The organism is Vibrio astriarenae, assembly GCF_010587385.1.
Taxonomy (GTDB): Bacteria; Pseudomonadota; Gammaproteobacteria; order Enterobacterales; family Vibrionaceae; genus Vibrio; species Vibrio astriarenae.
Map to the genome: position 1 here is coordinate 2054151 of NZ_CP047475.1, position 26002 is coordinate 2080152.

Here is a 26002-nt window from a genome sequence, read left to right on the forward strand (position 1 = left end):
ATGAAATCGATTAAATCTCTTCCTCTTGCCTTGGTGGCCATCGCGCTGATCGGTTGGGTTGGCTACAGTTTTTATCTCGCGTATCAACCACAGCCTGTTCGTATTCAAGGCATGATAGAAGCACAGCAATACAGCATCTCATCAAAAGTTCCGGGACGCATTGATGAAGTACTAGTGCGTAAAGGCGATCAAATAGCAAAAGGTCAATTGATCTTTACCCTTCATAGCCCCGAAATAGAAGCTAAACTCGAGCAAGCCAGAGCAGGCGAAAAAGCCGCGGGGGCACTGGCGCAAGAGGCGGAAATCGGTGCTCGCAGTCAGCAAATTCAAGCCGCTAAAGATCAATGGCTCAAAGCGAAAGCGGCGGCCGATTTAATGGAAAAAACCTATCAGCGTGTGAACAACTTGTACTCTGATGGTGTCGTCGCTGAACAAAAGCGCGATGAAGCCCGCACTCAATGGCAAGCCGCTAAGTACACTGAAAGTGCCGCGTTCCAAATGTATCAAATGGCGCAAGAAGGGGTTCGTGAAGAGACGAAAGTAGCCGCGGCTGAAAAAGCTCGTATGGCCGCTGGCGCGGTGGCAGAGGTCGAGGCTTTCGCTGCAGACACGCAAATAGAGAGTTGGTTTGAAGGGGAAGTCTCTCAAGTTCTACTGCAAACCGGCGAGCTCGCACCACAAGGCTTTCCTGTTGTGACTATCATCGACACCAAAGATGCTTGGGCTATTCTCAATGTGCGCGAAGACTATCTGAAGCACTTCAACAAAGGTGATATCTTTGAAGCCTATCTACCCGCGCTCGATCGTACAGAAAAGTTCACCGTTGCTCATATCTCAGTGATGGGTGATTTTGCCACTTGGCGTTCAACCGATGCCTCGCAGGGCTTTGATCTGCGTACGTTCGAAATCGAAGCAAGGCCCGTCACTCAGACGGAAGATTTGCGCGTTGGAATGAGTCTGGTTGTTGAACTATAGCGGAGCGATGGCATGAAACAACCAATGTCACAACTAGCGATACTGAAACAAGATAAGTGGCTCACTGCCTGCTTGAGTTGGATACCGATCGTCTTGGCGATAGTTATCTGGGCGATCTTTTCCAAAGGGATCGCTCGCGACCTTCCCATTGGCATCGTTGATCTGTCCCATAGCAAAGCATCAAGAAGCTTAATCAATCACTTCAATGCCTCACCAACCATGAAGGTCGCACACTACTATCCTGATACCTTACGTGCTAAAAACGCCTTAGTTGAGAGCGAAGTCTACGCCTATGTGGTGATACCGAAGGATTTTGATAAGCAGTTAACCAAACAGACGTTACCTCAAGTCACCACCTTTTATAACAGCCAATACATCCTTATTGGCAGGCTGATTAACTCTGCGATTGTGCAGTCAACGGGCTACTTTAACGCATCAGTTGAAACCGGTAAGCAATTAGCTAAAGGCAACCAAGTGCTGGATGCTGCGATGGGAAAAGCCGTCCCAATTCGCACTCAAATCACACCTCTTTTTAACAGCAATACCAACTACGCTCAGTTCTTAGTCTCCGCTATTGTGCCTGCGATTTGGCAAATTGGTATTGTTGTCGGAACCATTATGATTTTGGCAGCCAATCGTCGCGCTGTCGGCGACTCAATCCAATTGTGGCTCGGTTCTAAACCTGTTCATACCATGGGAACATTACTGAGCCGTTACTTCCTGATATTTGCTCTGCAAGGCGCACTCTTTCTGTTCTTCTTCTACATCGTTTTAGCATGGCCCCAACATGGCAACCTTTGGGTTGTAATGGTGGCTCAATGGGTAACGATCATCGCATGCATGATAATGGGTACGCTTTTCTACCTTATCACTCTCGATGCAGCGCGAGCCATGAGCTTTGCAGGTGCGTTTACCGCGCCGAGTTTCGCATTTATGGGGATTACGTTTCCTGTGACCGATATGGGGCTTGTTGCCCAAGCATGGCGTAACTTGCTACCCATCAGCCACTATATCGAAGTTCAAGTGAGTCAAACCAACTATGGTCTCACTGCTCTAGAATCACTGACGCACTTAGTTCCAATGACTGGCTATATCATTCCAGCGCTTTTAATTGTGTTCATCGTGAACAAGAAGCTGCGTCCGGAGGCGATAGCATGAGTTTTTGGTCTCTACTTAAAGAAGAGCTCGTCGCACTTCTCACCAACCCAGTCGTGGTGATTACCGTATTTGGCGGTGTGGTATTTTACTCGTTTCTTTACCCTCTCCCCTATGCTCATCAAACACCATTAGAGCAGAAAGTAGCCGTCGTGAACCTTGATAACAGCCAAGTGAGCCTGAAGCTTGAACGAATGATTGATGCAACTCCTCAAGTGCAGGTGGTTGAACGAGTACATACGATTGAGGATGCCAAAACCAGCTTCATGCGCGGTGATATTTCCGGGTTTATTGTCATTCCGGCTCACTTTTACAAAGACCTCCTGTTAGGGAAGAGCCCGGTTTTGTCCTATGCTGGGGACGCCTCTTACTTTCTTGTCTATGGCACGGTGGTTGAAGGGTTGGCGCAAGCTGGGGGCACATTAGGTGCCGAGGTTAAAGTTGCCCAAATCCTCTCTTCCGGAGAGCCTATCGCTTTAGCTTCTGAGCAGTACAGCTCAGTAAAATCCAATCTTAAACCCACTTTTAACCCTCGAATGGGCTACGTAGACTACGTGGTGCCCGCAGTATTTGTTTTGATACTGCAACAAACACTCGTCATGGCCGCTGGCCTGATGGTAGGAACACAAAAAGGCAACAACGGCTATTGGCAACAGGTCTCGAAGTTTAAACTGCTAGCGGCGAGAACCTTTGTTCTGTCATTCATCTACTACGTGTTAAGCATGTATTATTTTGGAGCAAGCTTTAACATGCATGGTGTCACCACGCTCGCTTCAATGAGCCACATTCTCACCATGTTACTGCCGTTCATTGTGGCGTGTTGTCTTCTTGGCTATACGCTGGGCTACTGGCTTCCAAGGCGTGAGCTTGTCACGGTATTGGTGCTCGTCAGTTCAATGCCGTTGGTGTTTTTGGCGGGCTTTATTTGGCCGGTAGAAATGATTCCCGCTCCGCTGTTATGGGCTGCCGATCTCTTTCCAAGTACCGTCGCCATCAAGGCGTTCTTATCGTTGAATCAAATGGGGGCAGATTGGAGTCAAGTCAATCACCTTTACACTCACCTTTGGATTCTGGTTCTCAGTTGGGGCTGCGTCACGGCATTTGTGTCTCGAACGGCTCCTCCATCAGCACAATCTGCTCAATCTCGGGCAGTGAAAACGACTTAGGATAGACAATTTCTCTGCAATTTCCGTAGCGATCGTAATCTGCTTTATCTGGTAAGCGAGTCAAATGCAAGGCCGATTGACTCGCCATACACAACACTAACGCATCAATGATGTCATCAGGCATGACATGTTTTCTCAGCGTTTTGTTAGTCGCTTGATGAACTGCTTTACCAAGACTTGGATGCAAGGTTTCGAGTAAGGCTATTCGTTCATCACGTCCTTCGGACGTGCGTTTATTCGTTTCAAGTGGCTTTCCAGCTAACTGTGCAAATAACACCTCTGGATGTGATTCTCTGATAACGTCGTTATACCCTACCTCGGCTCGGCGTAAATGCTCGTCCAACTCACGTATCTTTGGGACGATCCCCCAAGTCTGCTTCGAAAATTTCTTCCCTACCTCTTTCATATTAAGTTCGCAACCTTGCAGGTAGCTATCCGAATACACAGCATCTCGACACGGCACTGGAAAAATCGATGACTGTTTCACTTTAGTAAGTTTCCTTCGTGCTGCTTTATCACACTGTCGGTCAGGACTTTCTGAATCGCTAAAACCTATTGGCATATCGATCAGGCAATGGATAGGTTGGTCATATTGCGAAAGTAACGCTTCCAAGCCAGAAAATAGACCGCCAGTCAGCCGACCATCTTCTATAGACCAAGCCCACCAGCCAAACTTACATCCATCGATACCAAGGTATATACATTGCTCCATTAGGCCCCCTTACTCTTTTCTACGGTAGCCACACGCCACCTGACTCGACTATAATCTAGTTTATCTCACTGAACACCAAAGGGTTGTCATGACTTCTGTAAATACACCATCTGTTCCTAAAGATCCGATGGAGCGAATGAATATCTTCTTTAAGGCCGCTGTTGCTGATCTTAAAATTTGGCTTCTGATTGATGAGCACGGCAGTGTGCTGCTCAACACAGATGATGAAGAGTGTGTCCCAGTATGGCCGTCAGAAGAGCACGCATTAATGTGGGCAACCGACGAGTGGGAAGGATTCAAAGCTGAGCCTATTTCACTGGCTAAGTGGAAAAGTCGCTGGACACGCGGTTTGGAAGAAGATGAGCTATCACTCGTGGTCTTCCCAGACACCAATGGTGAAGGGGTTGTTCTTTACCCAGATGAATTCGAATTTGAACTGCAAAAACGCGAATCAAAACGTAAATAGCTCTTTAAAGGCTATTTAGCACCAGTAAATGAGCCGCCCTTTGTTCGGGCGGCTTTTGTTTGGCTACCAACCTTTCTCAGGGAAAGTTGGGCTAAATATTGGAGCTAGGACTTGGAGTTCCTCATCGGTCACATAAACTGTTTGCGTTGAGGTAACCACGCCATCAGTGCGGTATACCGCCATAGCAAAAGATGATGTCGCTGAGCCCAGTATTGATGCCTTCATCTCCCCGCAATGCTGTCCCCCGCAATCTCTTGGCTGATGTGTGCTCCAATGATCAAATCCCGTTTTCTCTCCCATCAAAACAGAATCAACCGTAACCGGAGTATCATCGTTCAGGTAATAAAAGTTTGAAATCACCGACTCAATCTGCACATTTTTATTCTGAATAAGCTCACTGTAAAAAACATAACTCGCCCAGAAATCGGGTTTACTCTCTGATAGAGTAAATGTAACGCGCGCCGAACCTTCCGTATTTTGAGTATCACGCTCAAGAGAGAAAATCATTCTTTCCTGCACACTACCAAGGTTACACGTCCATAGTTTACAAGCGCGTTCCATCTCTTTATAACTGGTTCCCCAACGGTGGGCAGCTTCCGCAATAAGTGGATCTTCTTGTGGGAAATCAATATCGGTATCGTTATCTGGAGTCGTTTGATCATTGCCATCATCGCCACCACCTGAGCCAGGAGGCAAGACAGGCAAACCTGGATTACCTGGAATAGGGTCCACCGGCGCACTTGAATCATTATCTGAACTATTACATCCGACCACAAAAACAGATAGCAACAAGGCTAATGCAGCTGTTTTTTTCATTTCACTTCTCACATTAATTCGATGATTAAACGAGCACGATTCCCTCAATTGCCCAACCTCTCTCCCTAACGTTCAAATATTATTCACTGATGATGATTTGGTCTAAGTAGGATTTTCAATTAAGCTAATAAGCAAAGCTTATCAGCAACTATCCTTTTCACTCACTTAGCTCACTGTTTTAAAAGCACTGAACATCAAACGCAAAAAAGGCGACAGTTTGCACTGTCGCCTTTGAGGTCTATTTTAGAACTGTCGCTAGGCGACTTCTAACGGTCCACCGAATGCTGTTACTGGCGGAAGGTCACCATTGAATTTCTCAATATCAACCTGACACGTGTTTGCACTGGTTGCTTGAGCAAGTTCAGAAGACGGAATGTCTTGTGTTAGTGTGTTTGGATCGCCGTAGGTGTCAATGGCACCGACTTTCTCGTTAAGAGGGCCATACCAAGCACCTTCTTCGATACGTACAACACCTGGAGCGTAAGCATCCATCAGAACTGCACCTGCAAGAAGCTGACCACGATCGTTAAATACACGTACCACATCACCATCTTTGATGCCTTTCTTCTTGGCATCTTCAGGGTTGAGGTAGATTGGCTCACGACCTTGTACCGCATACGTTGCGCGGAACTCTTCTGATTCACACATCTGAGAGTGCAGACGCTTGTCTGGGTGACAAGACTGCAGCCAGAATGGGTGTTTTTCAGAGCCTGGGCCGCCGTGTGAACGCTCAGACTTCTCGAACCACATTGGGTGCTCTTGACAGTGCTCGTAGCCCATGTTGCCGATAGTACGGCTTGTGATCTCAATGAAACCCGATGGTGTACCTAGAGCATTGATCTCAGGGTCTTCACGGAATGCTGCGTGACGAGTCCAAGGTTTACCTTTACCGAAGTCTAGGAAGCCTTTCTCCCAGAATTCTTCAAACTCTGGCATGTCGAACTTGCCTTCGTTTGATGCTTTACAGCTATCGTAAAGTGATTTAACCCACTCCATCTCTGTCATACCGCGAGTGTAGTCCTTATCACGACCCCAGCGAGCCGTTAGCTCAGTCATGATGTCGAAGTCTGTCTTCGACTGGAACAATGGATCCACTAGCTTGTGCATCGCAATCAAGCCACGGCCAGAGTATGCACCGTAACCATCGATATCGTTACGCTCGAACTGAGTACATGCTGGTAATACGATATCTGAGAAGCGACACGTTGCCGTCCACGCAAAGTCAATCGATACAACGGTTTGAAGTGCTTTAAACGCTTGCTTCATCTTGTTGCGATCTTGGTGGTGGTGCCATGGGTTGTTACCACTAAATACCATCATCTTGGTATCTGGAAGCGTAATCACTGCACCGTTTGCGTTGATTTTCTTGCCCGGTTCGATCAACGCATCAACCCAACGTGCGACTGGGATAACACGGCTGTAGCCGTTGAAATCCTGGTTGGTGTGCTTCGGCTCTTGGCCTTGGTCGATGTTCAATGGGAATGAGCCTGGCGCTGCAAAACCTGTTGAAGAAACACCGATACCAGAGTAGTGGTGACCATAAGAGATACCGCCACCCGGTAGACCGATTTGGCCCACCATTGCTGCGATAACTGCTGCCATCCAGTATGGTTGCTCACCATGCTCTTGACGTTGGATACTCCAACCAACCAAGATTTGCGTACGGCCGTTAACTAGCATACGAGCAAAGTCGCGGATCTCTTGTGCGCTTGCGCCACAGATCTCAGCCGCCCACTCAGGGGTCTTCTCAATACGGTCTTTGGTCTCACCTTGAACGTATTTGATAAAGTCTTCAAAGCCCAAACAGTAGGTTTCAATAAAGTCTTTGTCGTGCAGGTCTTCATTATATAGAACGTGCGCAACACCCAGCATAAACGGTACGTCTGTGTGTGGGTGAATGTAACGCAGATCGTTCTCTAGGTAGCGAGCTGTCTTATTGCGAACAGGGTCAACAGAGATAACGTTGATCTCTTTCTTCGCCACTTTCTCTTTTAGCTGTTCTAGGTACGCAAATGACTCGTGAGTTTCACACGTCCAACCTACCTGTAGGTTCTTAACAGGATCGTTACCCCAAAGGACAATGTTGTCACTGTTCTCAAGGATGAGTTCCCAAGACGTACCTTGCGCGTATACCTCGGTCGAACCAAGAACGTAAGGTAGGATCGTTTGGCCTGCACCTGTTGAGTAGTCACCCACTTTCTTCACAGAGTAACCATGTAGACCCATTGCACGTTGCATGTGGTTATTACAGCTGTGCATTTGACCCGTTTGACGCCAACCTGTTTGGCCAGTGTGTAGAGCCCAAGGGCCATAGTCTTTCTGTACGCGTTCTAGCTCACGATAGAATAGATCAAGCGCTTCATCCCAAGTCACACGAACGAAACGGTTGTTACCGCGTGTATCCGCCGCATACTTGTGCTTTTTCAGCCAATCAAGACGCACCATAGGGTAACGCACACGTGATGGGCTGTAGATAATACCTTTAATACCATTCAACATGTCTGTTGGGTATTTATCTAGCTCTAGTGGTTTAATCTCTTGAACTTTACCACCCCACACTCGAGCGCGGAATGCGCCCCAGTGTGAACCAGATACTTTCCAAGTACCTTCAGTTTCCGCTGCGTTTGCTGACGCTGATGCTAGTAGACTCGGGCCGATTAGAGAGGCCGCACTTGTCCCTGCTACACCTTTAAGAAAACTTCTTCGTGTAATTGCCATTTTTTAACTCCAATTGACGTCTTATTAGTGGTGGCCTTCAGAGAAATCAGATGAGTGCTTCTGTAGGTACTTAAGTACTAGCGCCTCTGTATCTGTATCGAAGTTAACGAATGCGATCATACCGTCTAGCATGCCGACCCAACCGTTAGCACTGAAGTGTGCTTCATCAGGTTGCGTGTGACAGGTTGAACAGTTCGTTACGTAAGCTTCACCCGCTGCTTTCCAGATCGGATCAAAGTCAGACACCATAGACTCTTTCTTCATCCATAGATTGACTGAAACTTCTTCCCACGGAAGGCCTGTCAGCTCGTCTTCTTTCTTCTCACCCACTTTAACGATATCGCTTGTCGACACTTCACGAGTCAGGATTGCAGTCGCAATGTTCATACCAAACTCTTCTTGAAGGACTCGACCAAAGCCTTTCGCTTTACGCCAACCGTCAATTTGAATTTCAATCATGTCGCCTTTTTCGCCCACGATCGCCACTTGGCTTGCTGGGCTAAGTAGACCTGCCTCTGTTTGAGCCGACTCATCGGTGTACATTGGTAAGTGGCGAACTGAGATAACATCATTACCACTTGAGTAACGCGTGCTGTTGGCAACTTGCTCTAGGTCACCAACGATACCGCTTGCCGCTGCCATGTCTTGTGGAAGGTGGTGCGCGATACCTTTGTGACAATCCACACAGCTTTGATCTCGTTCAGCTGCCGAAGCCATTTGGATACGTGCTGTTGGTGACATCTGCTCGAAGTCCATCGAGTCATAGTTGTGACAGTTTTTACACTCCAGAGAGCCATTTGCTGAGAAACGATCCCATTCGTGACGAGCTAGCTCTAAACGGCGAGCTTCAAATTTTTCAGGTGTATCTAAATCACCGAAAATCTGTGCAAAAACTTCTTTTGAAGCCTGCATCTTACGCGCGATTTTGTCTGTCCAGTTATGTGGTACGTGACAGTCTGGACAAGTTGCACGAACACCAGAATTATTTTTCCAGTGAACTGTATCTTGAAGTTCTACGTAAACATTGTCACGCATCGTGTGACAGCTGATACAGAACTCTTCCGTGTTTGTTACCTCTAGGGCTGTGTTGAAGCCACCCCAAAAGATGACACCGGCGAGGAAACCACCGAGTGTGAGTACACCAAGGCTAATGTGTACAGCGGGGCGCGTCATAGTGCGCCACAATTTTTTAATGAAAGACATACGATTACTTCTCTAATGATTCTTTAAAAACAAAGCTAGGTGTTAACCATGAGCACCAGGAGGACCGAATACGAAGACCTGAAGCATCCAAACGATAAAGCCGTAGCCACCGACCAACGCGACGCTTAGCACTGGGAACAGGAGAACAGCAATCACTAAGAATGATTTCCATTCCAGTGAACGCTCCTCTGCGCTGTCGATTTTATTAACATCACTCATACATAATGCCTGTAAATTGTAATTGAAAGACTGACCCGCCCTCGATTGAGCACGAATTTGAAATACTACTTCTTAGTTAAAATGGTAGACCATTGAGGCACATTTTTTCAACGTTAAAGTGCCCCTCACCCCTTGTTAATCAACACTTTTTTGAGTTCATCCAGAGATGTGAACGATTGGGTTTTTATATGAAAACTTGTTAATGGTTATGTCAGTTTATAGAATGAAACGGCCGATACAAACCATTAACAAATAAGAAATTCTCTCTTTTTTATTGACTCTAGCAAAGCCCCAATATTCACTTTGATTTACAGTGTTATCCACAGAAAATGTGGATAACATGTGCCTGCCTAATCACTTTCAGGTTATGATTTAGCCGACCTGACTCAAGGAGGGAAACTAGATTGAAAATTGTCGTCGTTGGAGGGGGTTGGCTTGGACTGCCCCTCGCTAAACATTTAAAGGGACTTGGTCATATTGTTGCTGTGACGAAAACCACTCAAGAAGGCTGTCTCTTACTCGAAAAACAGGGCTACCACTCGTTCGCTTTAAGTCTTGGGAAGGACCTTAATGAAGAGCAAAAAGAAGCCTTTGAGACTTTCAGTCCAGATATCATCATTGGCTGCTTTCCTCCGGGGTTGCGCGCAAAAAAACCAGCAAATTACGTAGAAAACTGGTCTCAGCTTTCGAAGCTGGCCCACACTGTTAAGGCACAAAAAGTCATCATGATCAGCACATCAGGTGTCTACCCTACTTTAGCCGAGAAGATGTACGAGTGTCGGGAACTGGCATCACAACCGCATGATAGTAAACAAAATTTACTTTCCAAAGGAGAGCTAGAGGTCATCAACGGTGGTGTTCCATACTCTATCTTACGGTGCTCTGGTTTGATTGGCCCTAACCGTCATCCAGCAAGATTTGCCCCTCGATTAAAAGCAATCAGCGATAAAGCGCCTGCAAATATGGTACATCTGGACGATGTTATCGCTGCTATCGTATTTATGCTTGAGAACGGCACCAATCAGATATTTAACGTCACTACCCCAGAAACCGTCAGCAAGTATGAATTTTATCGACGTGCAACAGGGCTTTACCACGAACCATTTTCGATGCCAGCTCCCGTCCATACACCTGACAAACAGATCATGGCGGACAAACTCGTAAATACTGGCTTTACGTTCAAATACCCACATATTTTTGAAGCGCTAGACGCACTGGGAGACAAATAGAATTATGCGCCTATTTCAAGCGATTGATACGTTATGGGATTACATGCAGCTTCATCACCAAGTGCAAAAAAGCGACTGTATTGTCGTGTTTTGCAGCAATGACACACGCGTTGCCCAAGTCGCTACGACTCTTTATCAACAAGGCGTGGCCAACAAAATTCTCTTTTCGGGTGGGTTTGGGCGCTTTACCCAAGGTGAGTTTGAACATACCGAAGCCGAGACCTTCGCTCTGATTGCGCGTTCACTTGGTGTGCCTCAAGAAGCTATTTTTATAGAAAACAAAGCAAGCAACTCCGGAGAGAACGTATTGTTGTCGGCTCAGTTACTTGCAGAGGTGCTACCAGAAGCAGATACATTTACCCTGGTGCAGAAACCCTTTATGGAACGTAGAGCTTTAGCGACGTTTGAGGCTCAATGGCCGAGAGACTACCAAAGTCTTCAAGTGACTTCACAGGCAGGTACGTTCATAGACTATTTAGACAATGACGTGTTTACATCAGACTTTGTGATCAACGCACTGTTAGAGGACTTTGAGCGTATCAAAGCTTACCCCGCACTTGGGTTCCTGACTGAACAAGAGATACCTGAGAACGTCTCTATCGCCTACCAAACTATTCTTAATATCTATCCTCGCAGCTAAGCGCAGACAAAAAAAAACCGAAGAGATGGTACTCTTCGGTTTCACTTTCGATTGATCAACTTTAGTGTAGAGCTTCTTCTTTTGAGCCAATGTACGCAAACTTAAGCTCACCTTTTTTGAGCGATACTTTCACCGTACCACCATCGACGAGAGAGCCAAACAATAACTCATTCGCCAGCGGCTTCTTAAGCTGTTCTTGAATAACACGTCCCATAGGTCGAGCACCCATCGCCTTATCATAGCCCTTGTTAGCTAACCAGTGGCGAGCATCCTCATCCACTTCCAGCGACACACCGCGAGCATCAAGCTGAACTTGCAGCTCAACAATAAATTTGTCCACCACTTGATGGATAACCTGCTCGTCTAGGCTATTGAACCAGATGATGCTGTCTAGGCGGTTGCGGAACTCAGGAGTAAACACTTTCTTGATTTCTGACATCGCATCGTGACTGTGATCCTGTTGGATCAAGCCGATCGATTTTTTTTGAGTCTCTTGTACACCAGCGTTGGTGGTCATCACTAAGATGACGTTGCGGAAGTCAGCTTTGCGACCGTTATTATCGGTCAACGTGCCATTATCCATCACTTGCAGCAACAAGTTAAAGATATCAGGGTGTGCTTTTTCAATCTCATCAAGAAGAACCACTGAGTGAGGGTGCTTAATCACAGCATCTGTCAGTAGACCACCTTGATCGTATCCAACATAGCCAGGAGGCGCACCAATCAAACGGCTCACAGAATGACGCTCACCATACTCAGACATATCAAAGCGTAGCAGCTCAATACCCATTAACTTAGCGAGCTGGACGGTCACTTCCGTTTTACCCACACCCGTTGGGCCAGCAAATAGGAAAGAGCCGACTGGTTTGTGTTCAACACCTAGTCCAGCACGTGAAAGCTTGATCGCTTCACTCAATGCACCAATTGCAGGATCTTGTCCAAACACCAGCATCTTCATCTTCTTATCGAGTGCTTGCAGCGTATCTTTGTCAGACGAAGACACTGACTTCTCAGGAATACGTGCCATCTTGGCGACCATCGATTCAATGTCAGCGACACCGACCGTTTTCTTGCGACGACTTGCAGGTGTTAGACGACTGCGGGCACCCGCTTCATCAATCACATCAATCGCTTTGTCTGGCAGATGGCGTTCATTGATATATTTCGCAGAGAGCTCAACTGCCGCTCTCAGTGCTTTGTTGGTGTAGCGAACTTCGTGGTGCTCTTCGTACTTAGGTTTCAGCCCCATCAAGATCTTAGTGGTGTCATCAAGAGAGGGTTCAACCACATCGATTTTTTGGAAACGACGTGACAGCGCACGTTCTTTCTCAAAAATGTTGCTGTATTCCTGGTACGTCGTTGAACCGATGCAGCGCAATTTACCGCTGCTTAACAACGGCTTGATTAGGTTAGCAGCATCCACTTGCCCACCAGAGGCGGCACCAGCACCGATGATGGTATGAATCTCATCGATAAACAGAATCGCGTCATCCTCTTTTTCCAGCTGTTTCAAGATCGCTTTGAAGCGCTTCTCAAAATCACCGCGGTACTTAGTACCCGCCAGCAAAGAACCGATGTCGAGTGAGTAAATGATGCTGTTTTGAATCACATCAGGCACCTGCCCTTCAACGATTCTCCAAGCAAGTCCTTCAGCAATCGCCGTTTTACCTACGCCCGCTTCACCCACAAGCAGTGGATTGTTTTTGCGACGACGGCAAAGTACCTGAATCGTGCGCTCAAGCTCTTTGTCTCGGCCAATTAATGGATCAATGTTGCCGTTACGGGCAACTTGGTTGAGGTTAGTTGCAAAATTCTCAAGTCGATCCTCTGAACTCGCTTCTTCAACGGGTTCTGCGCCCCCCATAGGGCCCGACGAAGGCTCACTGCCCGAGCTACTGCTGCCGTCTTTTGAAATGCCATGGGAAATAAAGTTGACGATATCTAAACGACTAACGTCATTCTTCTTGAGTAGGTATGCCGCTTGAGACTCTTGTTCACTGAATATCGCGACGAGTACATTAGCACCTGAGACTTCATTGCGCCCAGATGACTGAACATGGAAAACGGCGCGCTGCAGAACACGTTGGAAGCTAAGCGTAGGCTGCGTTTCACGTGAGTCGTCGTTTTCTGGAATTAGAGGAGTGGTTTGGTCGATAAAGATATCAAGTTCTTGGCGAAGCGCCTCGATATCAGCCTGACAAGCCGTTAGCGCTTCTCTCGCCGCGTTGTTATCCAACAACGCCAGTAGGAGGTGCTCCACGGTCATAAATTCATGTCTTTTATCTCGCGCACGACCAAATGCGCTATTGAGACTCGACTCTAGTTCTTTATTAAGCATAAGTACCCCCTTACGGAACATATCCTAACTAAGCTCATCCTGATGCTTGCTATAGAACCGCCTAAGAAAGTACGTTGTTGACCAGTTAGGCTTGCTCCATAGTACAAAGCAGTGGGTGTTCGTTCTCTCTTGCATACATGGTGACTTGCGCGACTTTCGTCTCTGCCACTTCAGAAGTGAACGTGCCACAAATGGCTTTGCCTTGGTAGTGAACTTGAAGCATTGTCTGGGTCGCTTTGTCTTCATCCATTGAGAAAAAGCGCGTTAAAATATCAATGACGAAGTCCATTGGAGTGTAATCATCATTGTTAAGTATTACGTTATACATCGCCGGCGGTTTAACCTTCGTCTCTTCTCGTTCCAAAAGGTCAAAATCCGGGGATACCCAATCAAAATTTCCGCTCATGTTCCTAGTTACATTGTTATTGGCTACTAATTAAATATCCTAACACCTTAGCGCCTAAAACTCATCGACATTTTTAATTGTTAAGTGTGTTTTAGTTTTGTTAGTTAATTGTTTTTAGCAGCTTCAATTTAAGACTAATCCAGCCGATGAATCGCTGCAAATAAAATCATCGCAGTTTTTTGATTTCGCAGATCGATTGCCGAAAAAAACATCACGCTGCTGAGTAGCTACTCAATGACGTTATGATTAAGTATGCCACCAGCCGCCAATACCCACTGAGCTCTGTGCTCAACAAGGCCATTGATTTCAGGAAGGTTAAACAAACGTAAATCTCAAAAATGAATCCAATTACTAATTAGTAATCAAATATAACGCTTAGATATTGACTTGGCTAAATCTTGGTCTAGATTGGGAAAGTGTGGGTAACAATTTAGCAGCAGCTAGATAAATATCACGTAACAACGTCAAGTAATAATGCATGAGGGATGTAAAGCATGGCTACAGGTACAGTTAAATGGTTCAACAACGCCAAGGGATTTGGTTTTATTTGTCCAGAGTCTGGTGAGGGAGATATCTTCGCTCACTACTCCACAATTCAGATGGATGGCTACCGCACACTGAAAGCAGGCCAAACCGTATCGTATGAAGTGGAGAAAGGTCCGAAAGGGTCACACGCAAGCACGGTCACACCTGTGGAGTTTGAGCTCGCACAAGCTGCTAAATAGTTCGACTTATTTAAATTAGCGTGTCTAACGTCAACGCGCGACTAAAGACAGGCCAAAAGATAGAAAAAGCCCCGCACTACTTAGTCAGTACGGGGCTTTCTATTTTCTTGATTAAACCTTTGTTGATTAAACCAAGTCCGTCATTAATCGATAATGCTGTTTAGCATTTGGCTTGGTCGCATCAATTTAGACGCTTGCTCATCATTGGGTGAGTAATAACCACCTAATTCACCGGCTACACCTTGTGCATTATTAAGTTCTGCCACAATCGCTTCTTCACCTTCTTGAAGTGATTTAGCAATAGGAGCAAACTCTGCTGCAAGATCGGCATCTGCTGATTGAGCTGCTAGTGCTTCTGCCCAATAACGAGCTAAGTAGTAGTGGCTACCGCGGTTATCCAGCTCACCCACCTTACGGGAAGGCGACTTGTTGTTGTCTAAGAACTCGCCTGTCGCAGCATCAAGCGCTTGCGCCAAGACTTGCGCTTTCTCGTTGCCTGTTACTGTACTCAAGTGTTCAAGCGATGCAGCGAGAGCAAGGAACTCACCCAAAGAATCCCAACGCAGGTGATTTTCTTTTTGTACCTGCTGTACGTGCTTCGGCGCAGAGCCACCAGCCCCCGTCTCAAACAAGCCACCTCCATTCATTAGCGGCACAATCGATAGCATTTTCGCTGAAGTACCAAGCTCTAGAATCGGGAACAGGTCGGTCAGATAGTCACGCAGTACATTACCTGTCACAGAGATAGTGTCCAAACCCTCTTTGATACGCTCTAAAGAGACTAAACACGCTTCCAGTGGCGCTAAGATACGAATGTCCAAACCTTCCGTATCAAAGTTTGGCAGGTACGCTTCGACTTTCTTGATCAGCTGTGCATCATGCGCACGATTTTTGTCCAGCCAGAAGACGGCTGGTGCACCCGTTGCGCGAGCACGAGTCACTGCCAGCTTCACCCAATCCTGAATTGGCGCATCTTTAACCTGACACATACGGAAGATATCGCCCTGTTCAACAGATTGAGCGAGTAGCACGCTACCATCAGCAGCAACGACTTGTACTTCACCCTCTGTTTCCATGACGAAAGTCTTGTCGTGAGAGCCATACTCTTCCGCTTTTTGTGCCATCAAGCCCACGTTTGGCACGCTGCCCATTGTCGTTGGGTCAAACGCGCCATGTTGTTTGCAGAAATCGATAACGGCTTGATAGATGCTCGCATAGCTGCGGTCAGGGATCATAGCTTTGGTGTCTTTTTGCTTACCGTCAGGCCCCCACATTTGCCCCGATGCGCGCAGCATCGCGGGCATAGACGCATCAACAATGATGTCACTTGGAACATGTAAGTTCGTAATGCCGCGATCTGAATCTACCATTGCCAACGGTGGCTGCGTCTCGTAAACCGCTTCAAGTGCTTGCTCGATTTCCGCTTTCTGATCCGCTGGTAGCTGAGCAATCTTAGCGTAGACATCACCCACACCATTGTTCACGTCTACACCTAGCTCATCGAAAAGCTGACCGTATTTATCAAACACAGACTTGTAGTACACCTTAACCGCGTGACCAAAGATCACTGGGTCAGAGACTTTCATCATGGTTGCTTTCATGTGTAAAGACAACAGAACGTCTTGCTGCTTCGCTTCTTCAATTTGCTCTTCAAAGAAACGGACGAGCGCGTTCTTGTTCATGACCGAGCAATCAATCACCTCTTTATCTTGTAGAGGGAAAGCAGCCTTAAGTGTTTTCTTGTCACCTGATGCCGCGACAAACTCAATCGACACATCTGTAGCGCCATCGATCGTGGTGGATTTTTCACTACCAAAGAAATCGCTATCGCTCATGCTTGAAACGTGAGACTTCGAGTCTGCCGACCAAGCACCCATCGAATGAGGGTTCTTCTTCGCGTAGTTCTTGACCGAAAGTGGTGCGCGACGGTCAGAGTTACCTTCACGCAGTACTGGGTTTACCGCACTACCCTTAATCTTATCGTAGGTTTCCTTGATTGCCTTTTCTTCATAAGTGCTTGGCTCTGCAGGGTAATCAGGAAGAGCATAACCTTGCGCTTGCAGCTCTTTAATTGCAGCTTGTAGCTGTGGAATTGAAGCTGAAATATTTGGCAACTTGATGATATTCGCTTCTGGCGTTTTCGCCAGTTCACCAAGTTCTGCTAGTGCATCGCCAATGCGTTGCTCTTCAGTTAGATGTTCTGGAAAGTTAGCTAGGATGCGACCCGCCAGTGAGATGTCACGAGTTTCTACATTAATACCAGAAGAAGCGGTAAAAGACTGAATGATTGGCAGGAGAGAGTATGTTGCCAACGCCGGAGCTTCATCAGTGATGGTATAGATAATTGTAGGCTTTTCTGAAGACATGAAATTTCCCTATAATTTAGCGACATCAATGGATGTATGATGCCGAGATGGTTGAAGCAGCAAGCTGATTTTCATCCCCACTCTTGCTACTCACTTATTGTTATTGCCTCAACAGATGACTTCGTGTCTTGGTACTCAACTTATCATTTGAGTACTCTGTTTTGGTGATTTGCGTATTCCAGACTACATAATTAAACAAAATGAGAGAAATAGTCTATCATCTTGCGCTCGAATACTGATTTTGGGCGTGCGAATGATAGCGCATTTTGCCTCTATTCAGAAATTCCGCATACGTTTTCGTTACATTTTTGCAAGGTAGTTAACATGCCAGCTAGAGATTCGCGCTCTTCACGTCGTCCCTCTTCATCGAAAAATTCGACACGCTTCAAACGCCCAGTGAGAAAAAATCACTCTAAGCCAAAAGCTATTTCTCCAGCAGAGCGCAAAGTCATCATCTTTAACAAGCCTTATGACACGCTGAGCCAATTTACCGATGGTGAAGGTCGAAAAACGCTAGCCGATTATATTCCAATCAAAGAAGTTTATGCGGCTGGTCGTCTCGATCGCGACAGCGAAGGGCTAATGGTACTGACGAACGACGGCATACTTCAAGCAAGGTTGACTCAACCAAAATCAAAGTCGCCAAAAACCTACTGGGTTCAAGTTGACGGCGCCCCTACTGAAGCTGATTTAGATAAGTTACGTAAAGGTGTCGAGCTTAAAGACGGCATGACTCTGCCAGCAGACGTAGAGGTGATGGCTGAGCCACCTGTATGGGACCGTAACCCTCCAGTTCGCTTCCGCGCCAACATTCCTACCACCTGGTTATCGATCACTATCATTGAAGGTCGCAATCGCCAGGTTAGGCGTATGACGGCAAATATCGGTTTTCCGACTCTGAGGTTGATTCGAGCATCTATGGCAGGGATTGAGCTTGGTGGGTTGCAGCCTGGAGAGTGGAAGGAGATTGAACTTTAGAGGTTCAGGTTGAAGGTTGAAGGTTGAAGGTTGAAGGTTAAAGGTTAAAGCAGACTACCGTGACTAATACATCCGGTAAAAAAGAAAGAGCCGTTTTACTCTACTTCTGGTAAGAACGGCTCTCTGGGTGCTTTGCGTAATCTTGGATTAGATAGCGATGAACTTGGTTTCTACGGCTGGGTTTACGTCAGCTTCATAGTCAACACCTTCAACACCAAAGCCGAATAGTTTCAGGAACTCATCTTTGTATTGAACGTAGTCTGTAAGTTCTTTCAGGTTCTCTGAAGTCACTTGTGGCCAAAGGTCACGACAGTGTTGCTGGATGTCTTCACGAAGCTCCCAGTCATCAAGGCGCAGACGGTTTTTCTCATCCACTTCTGGTGCCGAGCCATCTTCTTTATATAGACGCTGGCTAAACATGCGGTAGATTTGCTCCATACAACCTTCGTGTACGCCCTCTTCACGCATTTTTTTGAATACCATCGCGATGTACAAAGGCATAACTGGAATCGCAGAACTTGCTTGCGTAACGACCGACTTCAATACGGCTACGTTTGCAGTGCCGCCTGTTTCGCCCAGCTTTTCACCCAATGCTGACGCCGCACGATCAAGGTCCATCTTCGCTTGACCTAATGCACCATCCCAGTAGATCGGCCATGTCAGCTCGGTACCGATGTAGCTATACGCCACGGTCTTGCAACCGTCAGCAAGAACACCAGCGTCTGAAAGTGCATTAATCCACAACTCCCAATCTTGACCGCCCATTACCGTCACTGTATCTGCGATCTCTTCTTCTGTTGCAGGCTCTACGCTCGCTTCGATGATCACATCTTTATTGGTGTCTACCGCCGTTGCTGTGTAAGTTTCACCGATTGGCTTAAGCGCCGAACGAATCAACTCACCCGTTTCCGGCATCTTACGCACTGGAGACGCCAACGAGTAAACCACCATATCCACCTGACCCAAGTCTTCTTTGATCAGATCAATCGTTTTCTGTTTTGCTTCATTTGAGAACGCGTCGCCATTCAAGCTTTTCGAGTAAAGACCCGCTTCATTAGCTAGCTTGTCAAATGCCGCGGCATTGTAGAAGCCAGCCGTGCCTGGCTTACGCTCTGTGCCTTCTTTTTCAAAGAAAACACCGATAGTTGATGCGTCACCGCCGAAGGCAGCTGCGATACGAGAAGAGAGACCGTAGCCACTTGAAGAGCCGATAACCAGTACACGCTTTGGTGCGTTAGCAATTTTGCCTTGTGCTTGTGTGTAAGCAATTTGTTCTTTTACATTTGCTTCGCAGCCAACTGGGTGCGTTGTTGTACAAATAAATCCACGAATTCGAGGTTTGATGATCATATTCAACTTCCTTTATCAGTTGGCAGTAGGATAAAAGGTTCACACTAAAATCGCATCTAGTTTGTGTAAATTTCCACGAAATTTGCAAGTGGTTGGATGACTTTCACACCAAAGTTTGAGCCTGCCGCAACATTGTTGTCTGCTAAAAGCCAACAATTGGTGACATTCCACACAAAAAAAGCGACCACGCCCGGCAAAGAGAGTGGTCGAAAACAGGATAGAAGATGAAAACAGAGTTTGGCAGCCAAGTCTGTACATTTCGTCGACGTTCACTGCCAGGTAATGAAAAGTAATACCTAAAACATTCTAAGCGGCACTGTTAAGCTCCGAAGACTTTTTATCCTCACCGCCTCCCAATGTATCTTGAGTTCTGACCTCAGCAAAATCATGACTGAAGTGATCAACCTGAATCGCATGGTAGCGAAGTTTATCTGCCGCTAGGACTTGCTCCACTTCCTCCTGCGTCAGTACATCCGCTTGCAATGCCTGCTCTAAACGATCTTGCAGCATGCCTTTTTTATCCACCTTGCCCTCTTTTACCGCTTTAAAGATTTTGCGTTCGATACCTTTGATGTCATACATGGCAACAAATGCACGTTCCATCAAACCAACACTGTCATCTTCGCTTTGACCGATATAACACAGTTTGGTTAGGCGCTCACGATGTGCCCCTGGAGTCATCATGCTTTGAGCGATCTCTACAGTCAGATCATCGCTTGGCTGTTTGAAATGATTACCCAGTGGGAAAACGATCCCTTTCAACAACCCGCCCACACCCACAACCGGATAGTTACGGAATGCATCAGATAACGCTTTTGCCGCATTGTAGAAACAGTGTTGCACCGCGTAGTGAACGTAGTTTAAGTCCTGCTGCTGACGTCCCTCATCTTCATACTTTTTCAAAGCAGATGACGCTAGATATAGATAGCTCAGCACATCGCCCAAACGAGCAGAAATCATCTCTTTACGTTTAAGGTCACCACCGAGCGTCAGCATGGCAAAATCTGCACTTACCGCTAAAGCTCTGCTCAGGCGCGTCAACTCTTGATAGTAGCGTTTTGTCGGACCCGGCATTGGAGCATTAACAAAACGAGATCCCGTCAAGGCCGCGCCAAATACGCCAAAGGTGTTCTTGGTTGCATGGCGAATATGCTTAAACAATAGATCGTCAAACTGCTGGGCTGCCTCTTTCTCATCGGGATTTGCTGCAGCCTCCATCTCTTTGAGAACATAAGGGTGACAACGTGTGGCACCTTGACCAAAAATCATTAGGTTTCGAGTAAGGATGTTTGCCCCTTCAACCGTGATGGCGACTGGCACACCAAGGTATGCTGACGTGAGATAGTTCATTGGGCCCGCCTGAATCGCACGTCCTGAGTGAATGTCCATCGAATCATTCAAAATGGTTCGCGCCATCTCAGTCATATGATATTTAGCAATCGCTGTGATAATGCCCGGCTTCTCTTTCAGATCAAGCGCCGTGGTGGTCATGGTTCTTGACGCCTCAAGTAGATAGGTTAATCCACCTATTCGGCCAAGTGCCTCTGCGACACCTTCAAACTTACCAATAGACATGCCAAACTGCTTGCGAACATAAGCGTAGGCACCCGTTGTTCTAGAAGTCAGGTGACCAATTGCCGTACCCAATGCTGGCAATGAAATACCTCGCCCCGCTGACAGACATTCCACCAACATACGCCAACCTTTGCCTGCATAGTCCTGACCACCGATCAACCAGTCCATCGGGATAAACACATCTTTGCCCCGTGTAGGGCCATTCATAAATGCAAGGCCGATTGGGTCATGGCGTTCACCAATCTCCACTCCGGTGTGGTCGGCTGGAATCAGAGCACAGGTAATCCCCAGATCCTGCTTATCTCCGAGTAGGCCCTCTGGGTCATACATTTTGAAAGCCAGACCAAGTACGGTAGCGACAGGTGCGAGCGTGATATAGCGTTTATTCCAGTTAAGACGCAAACCGAGCACTTGCTCTCCCTCATGCTCACCGTAACAGACGACACCAGTATCAGGGATACCGCCAGCGTCGGACCCTGCTTCCGGGCCAGTCAATGCAAAGCAAGGGATATCCGTACCGTTAGCAAGTCGTGGCAGCCAGTAGTCTTTCTGCTCTTGAGTTCCGTAGTGAGACAGCAGCTCTCCTGGGCCTAATGAGTTGGGCACCATAACCGTCACGGCTGCGCTGATACTGCGAGTGGCCAAACGGCTTACGATAGTTGAGTTAGCAAGGGCCGAGAACTCTCTACCTCCATACTCTTTGGAAATGATCAGTGAGAAAAATCGCTCTTTTCGCATGTACTCCCACACCTGTGGTGGCAAATTACGGTCTTTAGAGACGATTTCGTAATCATCCAGCATACCGAGCAAGGTTTCCAGCTCGTTGTCCATGAAGGACTGTTCTTCCGCACTCAGTGCTGGCGCTGGGTATTGGTGCAATTTAGTGAAGTCTGGTTGACCAGAAAACAGTTCACCATCCCACCAAACACTACCCGCTTCCATCGCTTCTTTTTCGGTGCTAGAAAGCGGTGGGAGCACCTTTTTGAACATTTTAAATGCGGGATCACTGATCCACTTTTTACGTAGAGAGCTCATGGTTTAATCCTTTTATTCACGTGCTGTATATCGTTTTATTGTTATTTTGCGTCAATAAGATCAACGGACATCCCTGCAGCTAAGAAAGGAATCAATTGATCCACCACAGATTTGGGATCTGCTGCTTGGTCGAAATCGTTGTTCGCGATCTCGGTTAATGCTTGACTCGATGCCATGGTGAAGACACAGGTACCGAGCGTAAAATGCAAACGCCAAAACAGAACATCGGGGGTTAGCTTAGGGTTTGCTTGCATAATCGATTGAGTGAAGAGAGACAGGCTGTTTTGGTAACGCGTTGTGATAAACCAACGCAAATGCCCTTGCACGTCGGTGTAGCCACGGCCTATCAAGGACATAAAGCGTGCGGTCCCGTTAGGTCGAACCTCATTGAGTGAGCGCAAAGGCGCGCGAAGCGCTTCAAAAACATCCGCCATTGCGTAACTCTTATTGAGATTAAGTGTAATCAATGCGTCTTCGACCGCCGGCATGAATGCTTCCAAATAACGGTCTAATACCGCTCGAACCAGCGTCTTTTTATCTCCAAAGTGATAATTGACCGAAGCTAGGTTCACTCCCGCTTTGCTTGTGATCGTTCGTAGCGAAGTATCGTTAAAACCATGCTCTGCAAATAGCGCTTCTGCAACATCCAAAATTTTGTCTTTCGTAGAATTTCTTGACGTCATTTCAATCGACCGTATTAAACACCTGTTTGAAATATACCCCCACAACATCAGATTAACAAGTAATTAACATCACACTTTGGCAGATTCTCGGTTGGTTATGTGTTAACGAGTTGATATATCAGCAGCAAATAAAAATTTCAGTTTTTATGGAACTCTTTACTTTAAAGTCGGTCTACATACATGTAGCGAACAGATAACACCGAGTTTCACTGGCCGTCGAAATATTTTTTCATCTGTCCGCTACTAATGAAGCTGCTTTTTCTTATTTAACTCCTGTAATATTGATACGCCCAGACCTCTATGGCCTGGGCGCTTTTTTTGTTTGCGATAACGTTCGTCGCCACAAAAAGAAAAACGGCAGAGAACAAAGTCCTCTGCCGCCACTAGCCATCAGTGAGTCACCCAATAAAGGGGCCCTGACGTTATTAGTTTAATACTGTATATCCACGATTTGTCATGCAGTTGCGCATTACCGTTTGCTGGTCAGCTTCATAGTTATCTTGATTTTCACGACGATCGCGACTGCCACCTAGAACACCTGCAGCAACGCCAACACCCGCGCCTACTTTCGCACCAGATGAGCCTGAACCACCGGCAATTGCACTACCTGCTGCACCAAGTGCTGCACCTTTCACTGCGCCGCCAACTGCACCACGTGAACGTGTCTCTTTCTGTACTTGTCCAGCCAGTTCTTCACATTGGTGTAGATCGTAGATGTAATCTTTTTCATCAACACCGTTCTTGTCGATGATTAGATTGGCGTGTGCGCCAGCAGCCAAACTGGTCAAAGTGATAAATAATGTCAGGCGTTTCATAAAAACTCCGGAAGTTGAGACTGATTTAACCTTGTTGTTTCCACAAAGACTAACCGCATTCCTCTCAACTCACCTAGGAATAGTAACTATTCCATATGGAATAATACTTAACCGTCTGATTAAACTAAAAACACCCAAGCCAAAGTTTCTGGGTGTTTTTGGTTTCGATATTTAGCTAACTTTAAATTGCTGCATTAAGGCCTGCTGCTGTGAAGATATTCCATCTATTGATTGCGCGACGTCTTCGGAATCCTTTGCGTTTTGCAGTATTCCTGCACTTAGGTCTCGGATATTTGCAACATTCTGATTCACCTCTGTAGAGACTTGCTGCTGCTCTTCGGCAGCCTTGACAATTTGACTATTCATATCATGAATAGCGTTAACCGAATCAGCGATTTGCTTAAGTTCCTCTACCGCCTTTTTTACCTCAACCGCAGCGCCTGATGCGAGCGTGTTACCCACTTCAATGGCATCCACAACATCTTGAGTTCCTGCTTCAACCTTATTGATCACTTCACGAATTTCTCCCACGGAGTCTTGCGTGCGTGTCGCTAAGCCCCTTACCTCATCAGCGACAACGGCAAAGCCACGTCCCTGATCACCCGCACGGGCTGCTTCAATCGCTGCATTCAGTGCCAATAGATTGGTTTGCTCTGAAATCCCTTCAATGACAGCAAGTATCTCAGTGATATTGGCATTGTTTTCGGCAAGCGCGGTCACTACAGGTACCGCCGCTGTCATATTATCGACAAGCTTATTCATCTCACCCTCAGTAGACACCACAACTTGCTCACCGGCCAGTGCTGATTCTTGCGCTTGAAGCGCAGCAACCACTGCAGATTCAGCATTTTGTACTACCATACCAGCCGTTTGTGTCATCTCTTCTGATGCAGTCGCCACTAAATCCACCTCTTTGAACTGAGCGCTGCTACTTTCTCGTGTCTCATGAGCATAGTGTTTTGCTTGCTGTGTCGTACTTGCGATCTCATTGGAGGTATTAACAACATCTGAGATAGTCTCTTGCAAGCGGGTAAGGAAGGTATTAAACCCGTGAGCCAAGGCCCCCAGCTCATCTTTCGAGTTGACGGTTAAACGTTGGGTTAAGTCACCCTCACCCGATGAAATTTCTTCAAGGCGGTTAGCGACAGCCCTAATCGGTCTCACGATACTCCTAGCCATTAGATAAATCACACCGAGCGCTACTGCAATCACTAGTGCCGCAAAAATTAGCTCCTTTTCTATCGCCTCTTTCATCTGCTCTGCAATAACGGTATCCAAACTAAAAGCATCTGCAAATACGGCATCTCGCGGAATTTCAATCATCACACGCCAAACTTGACTGCCCAGTGAAATCGGCACATAAACAGCGAATTGCTGCTGATTTTCACTCCATTGGGATGTCACTGCAGACTGAGCAAACAAACGACTTAACTCTGGTTGGGTAAAATCCGCACTTGTATATGCTGTGAGCAGTGTAAGATCCGTGCTGTCAGTCGCAATGACACGATTCTGTGCGTCTGTTATCGTAACAAGCCCTACACCATCAAAGAGCTGTTCATCGGCATTCGTAACGATTGATGCCATTGAGGAGAGGTTAATCACAGTGCCAAAGAAACCGAGTAACTCTCCCTCAGATCTCACTGGCACCGAGAGTGGAACGTTCAAAATAGTACGGCTGTTGAAAATTTTCGTTTCGACAGCCCCAAGACAGACCGAGTTCGATGCAGACAGGCAAGATTCAATACTATTAAACCGGCCGCTAGCCAGTTGACTTTCTTTGAGTACTCGTTGAACTGGCTGCTGACTGTTCTCTTCCATCGACCACAAAGAGGCGAAGCGACCTACGTCGTTTGAACCTACGTAATCAGCCCCGGCGTAGTTCGTATCTTCACTATCTAGCGCATCGGGAAGAAAGACGAGATACGCGCTATCGATCTCGTCAAAACTCACCACCGTTTCACGAACAATGTCGACTAATGCCGTTCGCAAATCTTCACTTGAACCAAAACTATCTTCGCTACTGGATTTCGACAACAACACCGTTGCAGCAATCATTTCTGCTCGCAACTGTGCTCGCTCGAGATATTGCTCCACTTCAAGTGATGCAAGCATCGCTTGAGTAATCACTAATTGTTGAGATTTGTCTTGAACAGTACGCGTTGAATGCGCTTGAACCACGCTCTGGTTGGTTGTGGCGTTATATAGTGACAGAGCGACAAGAGACAAAGAAGTTACAAGTAGACAGCAACCGACGAGTAAAGTGATTTTCCACTGCACTGAAAGTGTTCGCATAACACATCCTTATTTAGGCAAACATCCGCAATAAGCCATGCCTTGAGGCACAAACTTACAATTATAATTTGAAGTGATTGTGTAGCCGGCCATATCCTTGCCCGTGCCACATGAATGATAGTCATACAACTTTGGTTGTA

General features: G+C 46.7%; 21 protein-coding genes. 8 read left to right on the forward strand and 13 right to left on the reverse strand.

The features are described 5' to 3' along the window. Genes GT360_RS09625 through GT360_RS09635 form a run of 3 tightly spaced genes read left to right on the forward strand, consistent with a single transcriptional unit; the run spans position 1 to position 3296 of the window. On the forward strand, positions 1 to 975 hold the full coding sequence (locus GT360_RS09625; protein ID WP_164648658.1) for an HlyD family secretion protein: 975 nt from the start codon (positions 1 to 3) through the stop codon (positions 973 to 975). A gap of 12 nt (positions 976 to 987) precedes the next feature. Continuing rightward, positions 988 to 2133 (forward strand): ABC transporter permease, encoded by a 1146-nt coding sequence (locus GT360_RS09630; RefSeq protein ID WP_164648659.1) that lies wholly within the window; start codon positions 988 to 990, stop codon positions 2131 to 2133. Then, positions 2130 to 3296, forward strand: coding sequence for an ABC transporter permease (locus GT360_RS09635; protein ID WP_164648660.1), 1167 nt, complete (start codon positions 2130 to 2132; stop codon positions 3294 to 3296). The genes GT360_RS09630 and GT360_RS09635 overlap by 4 nt, the downstream gene beginning before the upstream one ends. On the opposite strand, the gene GT360_RS09640 is transcribed toward GT360_RS09635, so the two are convergent. Continuing rightward, positions 3223 to 4008: a DUF429 domain-containing protein gene (locus GT360_RS09640; RefSeq protein WP_164648661.1), complete on the reverse strand. Its 786-nt coding sequence runs from the start codon at positions 4006 to 4008 to the stop codon at positions 3223 to 3225. The two genes, GT360_RS09635 and GT360_RS09640, sit on opposite strands and share 74 nt — an antisense overlap. A gap of 88 nt (positions 4009 to 4096) precedes the next feature. On the opposite strand from GT360_RS09640, the gene GT360_RS09645 reads away from it, so the two are divergent. Then, positions 4097 to 4474 carry a DUF2750 domain-containing protein gene (locus GT360_RS09645; RefSeq protein ID WP_164648662.1) on the forward strand — a complete coding sequence of 126 codons (378 nt, stop codon included), beginning with the start codon at positions 4097 to 4099 and terminating at the stop codon, positions 4472 to 4474. Positions 4475 to 4537: 63 nt separating this feature from the next. Here the strand turns inward: GT360_RS09645 and GT360_RS09650 are convergent, their stop codons facing one another. The 4 genes from GT360_RS09650 to torE all read right to left on the reverse strand — a co-directional run bounded on the left by GT360_RS09650 (position 4538) and on the right by torE (position 9430). Beyond that, on the reverse strand, positions 4538 to 5290 hold the full coding sequence (locus GT360_RS09650; protein ID WP_164648663.1) for a hypothetical protein: 753 nt from the start codon (positions 5288 to 5290) through the stop codon (positions 4538 to 4540). Positions 5291 to 5545: 255 nt separating this feature from the next. Beyond that, positions 5546 to 8008: a trimethylamine-N-oxide reductase TorA gene (gene torA, locus GT360_RS09655; RefSeq protein WP_164648664.1), complete on the reverse strand. Its 2463-nt coding sequence runs from the start codon at positions 8006 to 8008 to the stop codon at positions 5546 to 5548. 24 nt (positions 8009 to 8032) lie between these two features. Beyond that, a complete protein-coding gene (gene torC / locus GT360_RS09660; protein ID WP_164648665.1) occupies positions 8033 to 9211 on the reverse strand; it encodes a pentaheme c-type cytochrome TorC in 1179 nt (392 codons plus the stop codon). A gap of 42 nt (positions 9212 to 9253) precedes the next feature. Next, entirely contained in the window at positions 9254 to 9430 is a 177-nt protein-coding gene (gene torE, locus GT360_RS09665) for a trimethylamine N-oxide reductase system protein TorE (protein WP_164648666.1), read from the reverse strand. A gap of 404 nt (positions 9431 to 9834) precedes the next feature. Here torE and GT360_RS09670 point away from each other — a divergent pair, with 404 nt between their 5' ends. Continuing rightward, positions 9835 to 10659, forward strand: a complete 825-nt coding sequence (locus GT360_RS09670; RefSeq protein ID WP_164648667.1) for an NAD-dependent epimerase/dehydratase family protein — start codon at positions 9835 to 9837, stop codon at positions 10657 to 10659. A 4-nt stretch (positions 10660 to 10663) separates the two neighbouring features. Then, positions 10664 to 11299 (forward strand): YdcF family protein, encoded by a 636-nt coding sequence (locus GT360_RS09675; RefSeq protein ID WP_164648668.1) that lies wholly within the window; start codon positions 10664 to 10666, stop codon positions 11297 to 11299. A 61-nt stretch (positions 11300 to 11360) separates the two neighbouring features. Here the strand turns inward: GT360_RS09675 and clpA are convergent, their stop codons facing one another. Both clpA and clpS read right to left on the reverse strand, forming a co-directional pair. After that, entirely contained in the window at positions 11361 to 13637 is a 2277-nt protein-coding gene (clpA, locus tag GT360_RS09680) for an ATP-dependent Clp protease ATP-binding subunit ClpA (protein WP_164648669.1), read from the reverse strand. An 85-nt stretch (positions 13638 to 13722) separates the two neighbouring features. Beyond that, positions 13723 to 14043 (reverse strand): ATP-dependent Clp protease adapter ClpS, encoded by a 321-nt coding sequence (clpS, locus tag GT360_RS09685; RefSeq protein WP_164648670.1) that lies wholly within the window; start codon positions 14041 to 14043, stop codon positions 13723 to 13725. Positions 14044 to 14537: 494 nt separating this feature from the next. On the opposite strand from clpS, the gene cspD reads away from it, so the two are divergent. Then, on the forward strand, positions 14538 to 14768 hold the full coding sequence (gene cspD, locus GT360_RS09690; RefSeq protein ID WP_164648671.1) for a cold shock domain-containing protein CspD: 231 nt from the start codon (positions 14538 to 14540) through the stop codon (positions 14766 to 14768). 143 nt (positions 14769 to 14911) lie between these two features. On the opposite strand, the gene GT360_RS09695 is transcribed toward cspD, so the two are convergent. Next, positions 14912 to 17134, reverse strand: a complete 2223-nt coding sequence (locus tag GT360_RS09695) for an NADP-dependent isocitrate dehydrogenase (RefSeq protein WP_164648672.1) — start codon at positions 17132 to 17134, stop codon at positions 14912 to 14914. Between the two features lie 324 nt (positions 17135 to 17458). Here GT360_RS09695 and GT360_RS09700 point away from each other — a divergent pair, with 324 nt between their 5' ends. Beyond that, on the forward strand, positions 17459 to 18112 hold the full coding sequence (locus GT360_RS09700; protein WP_204274528.1) for a pseudouridine synthase: 654 nt from the start codon (positions 17459 to 17461) through the stop codon (positions 18110 to 18112). Between the two features lie 147 nt (positions 18113 to 18259). Here the strand turns inward: GT360_RS09700 and fabV are convergent, their stop codons facing one another. The 5 genes from fabV to GT360_RS09725 form a co-directional block, all read right to left on the reverse strand. Beyond that, positions 18260 to 19462 carry an enoyl-ACP reductase FabV gene (gene fabV / locus GT360_RS09705; RefSeq protein WP_164648674.1) on the reverse strand — a complete coding sequence of 401 codons (1203 nt, stop codon included), beginning with the start codon at positions 19460 to 19462 and terminating at the stop codon, positions 18260 to 18262. Between the two features lie 306 nt (positions 19463 to 19768). After that, entirely contained in the window at positions 19769 to 22072 is a 2304-nt protein-coding gene (locus GT360_RS09710; protein ID WP_164648675.1) for an acyl-CoA dehydrogenase, read from the reverse strand. Positions 22073 to 22113: 41 nt separating this feature from the next. Then, a complete protein-coding gene (gene psrA / locus GT360_RS09715; RefSeq protein ID WP_164648676.1) occupies positions 22114 to 22755 on the reverse strand; it encodes a TetR family transcriptional repressor PsrA in 642 nt (213 codons plus the stop codon). 425 nt (positions 22756 to 23180) lie between these two features. Beyond that, complete coding sequence (locus GT360_RS09720) at positions 23181 to 23570, reverse strand: glycine zipper family protein (protein ID WP_164648677.1); 390 nt, start codon at positions 23568 to 23570, stop codon at positions 23181 to 23183. A 171-nt stretch (positions 23571 to 23741) separates the two neighbouring features. After that, positions 23742 to 25862: a methyl-accepting chemotaxis protein gene (locus GT360_RS09725; protein ID WP_164648678.1), complete on the reverse strand. Its 2121-nt coding sequence runs from the start codon at positions 25860 to 25862 to the stop codon at positions 23742 to 23744. Positions 25863 to 26002 lie beyond the last annotated feature (140 nt).

Bases quoted from the DNA above. Each gene is read 5' to 3' on its own strand.
- torC (WP_164648665.1), bottom strand. From the start codon at position 9,211: ATGTCTTTCATTAAAAAATTGTGGCGCACTATGACGCGCCCCGCTGTA.
- GT360_RS09630 (WP_164648659.1), top strand. From the start codon at position 988: ATGAAACAACCAATGTCACAACTAGCGATACTGAAACAAGATAAGTGG.
- clpA (WP_164648669.1), bottom strand. From the start codon at position 13,637: ATGCTTAATAAAGAACTAGAGTCGAGTCTCAATAGCGCATTTGGTCGT.
- psrA (WP_164648676.1), bottom strand. From the start codon at position 22,755: ATGACGTCAAGAAATTCTACGAAAGACAAAATTTTGGATGTTGCAGAA.
- GT360_RS09645 (WP_164648662.1), top strand. From the start codon at position 4,097: ATGACTTCTGTAAATACACCATCTGTTCCTAAAGATCCGATGGAGCGA.
- fabV (WP_164648674.1), bottom strand. From the start codon at position 19,462: ATGATCATCAAACCTCGAATTCGTGGATTTATTTGTACAACAACGCAC.
- GT360_RS09635 (WP_164648660.1), top strand. From the start codon at position 2,130: ATGAGTTTTTGGTCTCTACTTAAAGAAGAGCTCGTCGCACTTCTCACC.
- torA (WP_164648664.1), bottom strand. From the start codon at position 8,008: ATGGCAATTACACGAAGAAGTTTTCTTAAAGGTGTAGCAGGGACAAGT.
- GT360_RS09695 (WP_164648672.1), bottom strand. From the start codon at position 17,134: ATGTCTTCAGAAAAGCCTACAATTATCTATACCATCACTGATGAAGCT.
- GT360_RS09625 (WP_164648658.1), top strand. From the start codon at position 1: ATGAAATCGATTAAATCTCTTCCTCTTGCCTTGGTGGCCATCGCGCTG.
- torE (WP_164648666.1), bottom strand. From the start codon at position 9,430: ATGAGTGATGTTAATAAAATCGACAGCGCAGAGGAGCGTTCACTGGAA.
- clpS (WP_164648670.1), bottom strand. From the start codon at position 14,043: ATGAGCGGAAATTTTGATTGGGTATCCCCGGATTTTGACCTTTTGGAA.
- GT360_RS09720 (WP_164648677.1), bottom strand. From the start codon at position 23,570: ATGAAACGCCTGACATTATTTATCACTTTGACCAGTTTGGCTGCTGGC.
- GT360_RS09725 (WP_164648678.1), bottom strand. From the start codon at position 25,862: ATGCGAACACTTTCAGTGCAGTGGAAAATCACTTTACTCGTCGGTTGC.
- GT360_RS09640 (WP_164648661.1), bottom strand. From the start codon at position 4,008: ATGGAGCAATGTATATACCTTGGTATCGATGGATGTAAGTTTGGCTGG.
- GT360_RS09675 (WP_164648668.1), top strand. From the start codon at position 10,664: ATGCGCCTATTTCAAGCGATTGATACGTTATGGGATTACATGCAGCTT.
- GT360_RS09650 (WP_164648663.1), bottom strand. From the start codon at position 5,290: ATGAAAAAAACAGCTGCATTAGCCTTGTTGCTATCTGTTTTTGTGGTC.
- GT360_RS09710 (WP_164648675.1), bottom strand. From the start codon at position 22,072: ATGAGCTCTCTACGTAAAAAGTGGATCAGTGATCCCGCATTTAAAATG.
- GT360_RS09700 (WP_204274528.1), top strand. From the start codon at position 17,459: ATGCCAGCTAGAGATTCGCGCTCTTCACGTCGTCCCTCTTCATCGAAA.
- cspD (WP_164648671.1), top strand. From the start codon at position 14,538: ATGGCTACAGGTACAGTTAAATGGTTCAACAACGCCAAGGGATTTGGT.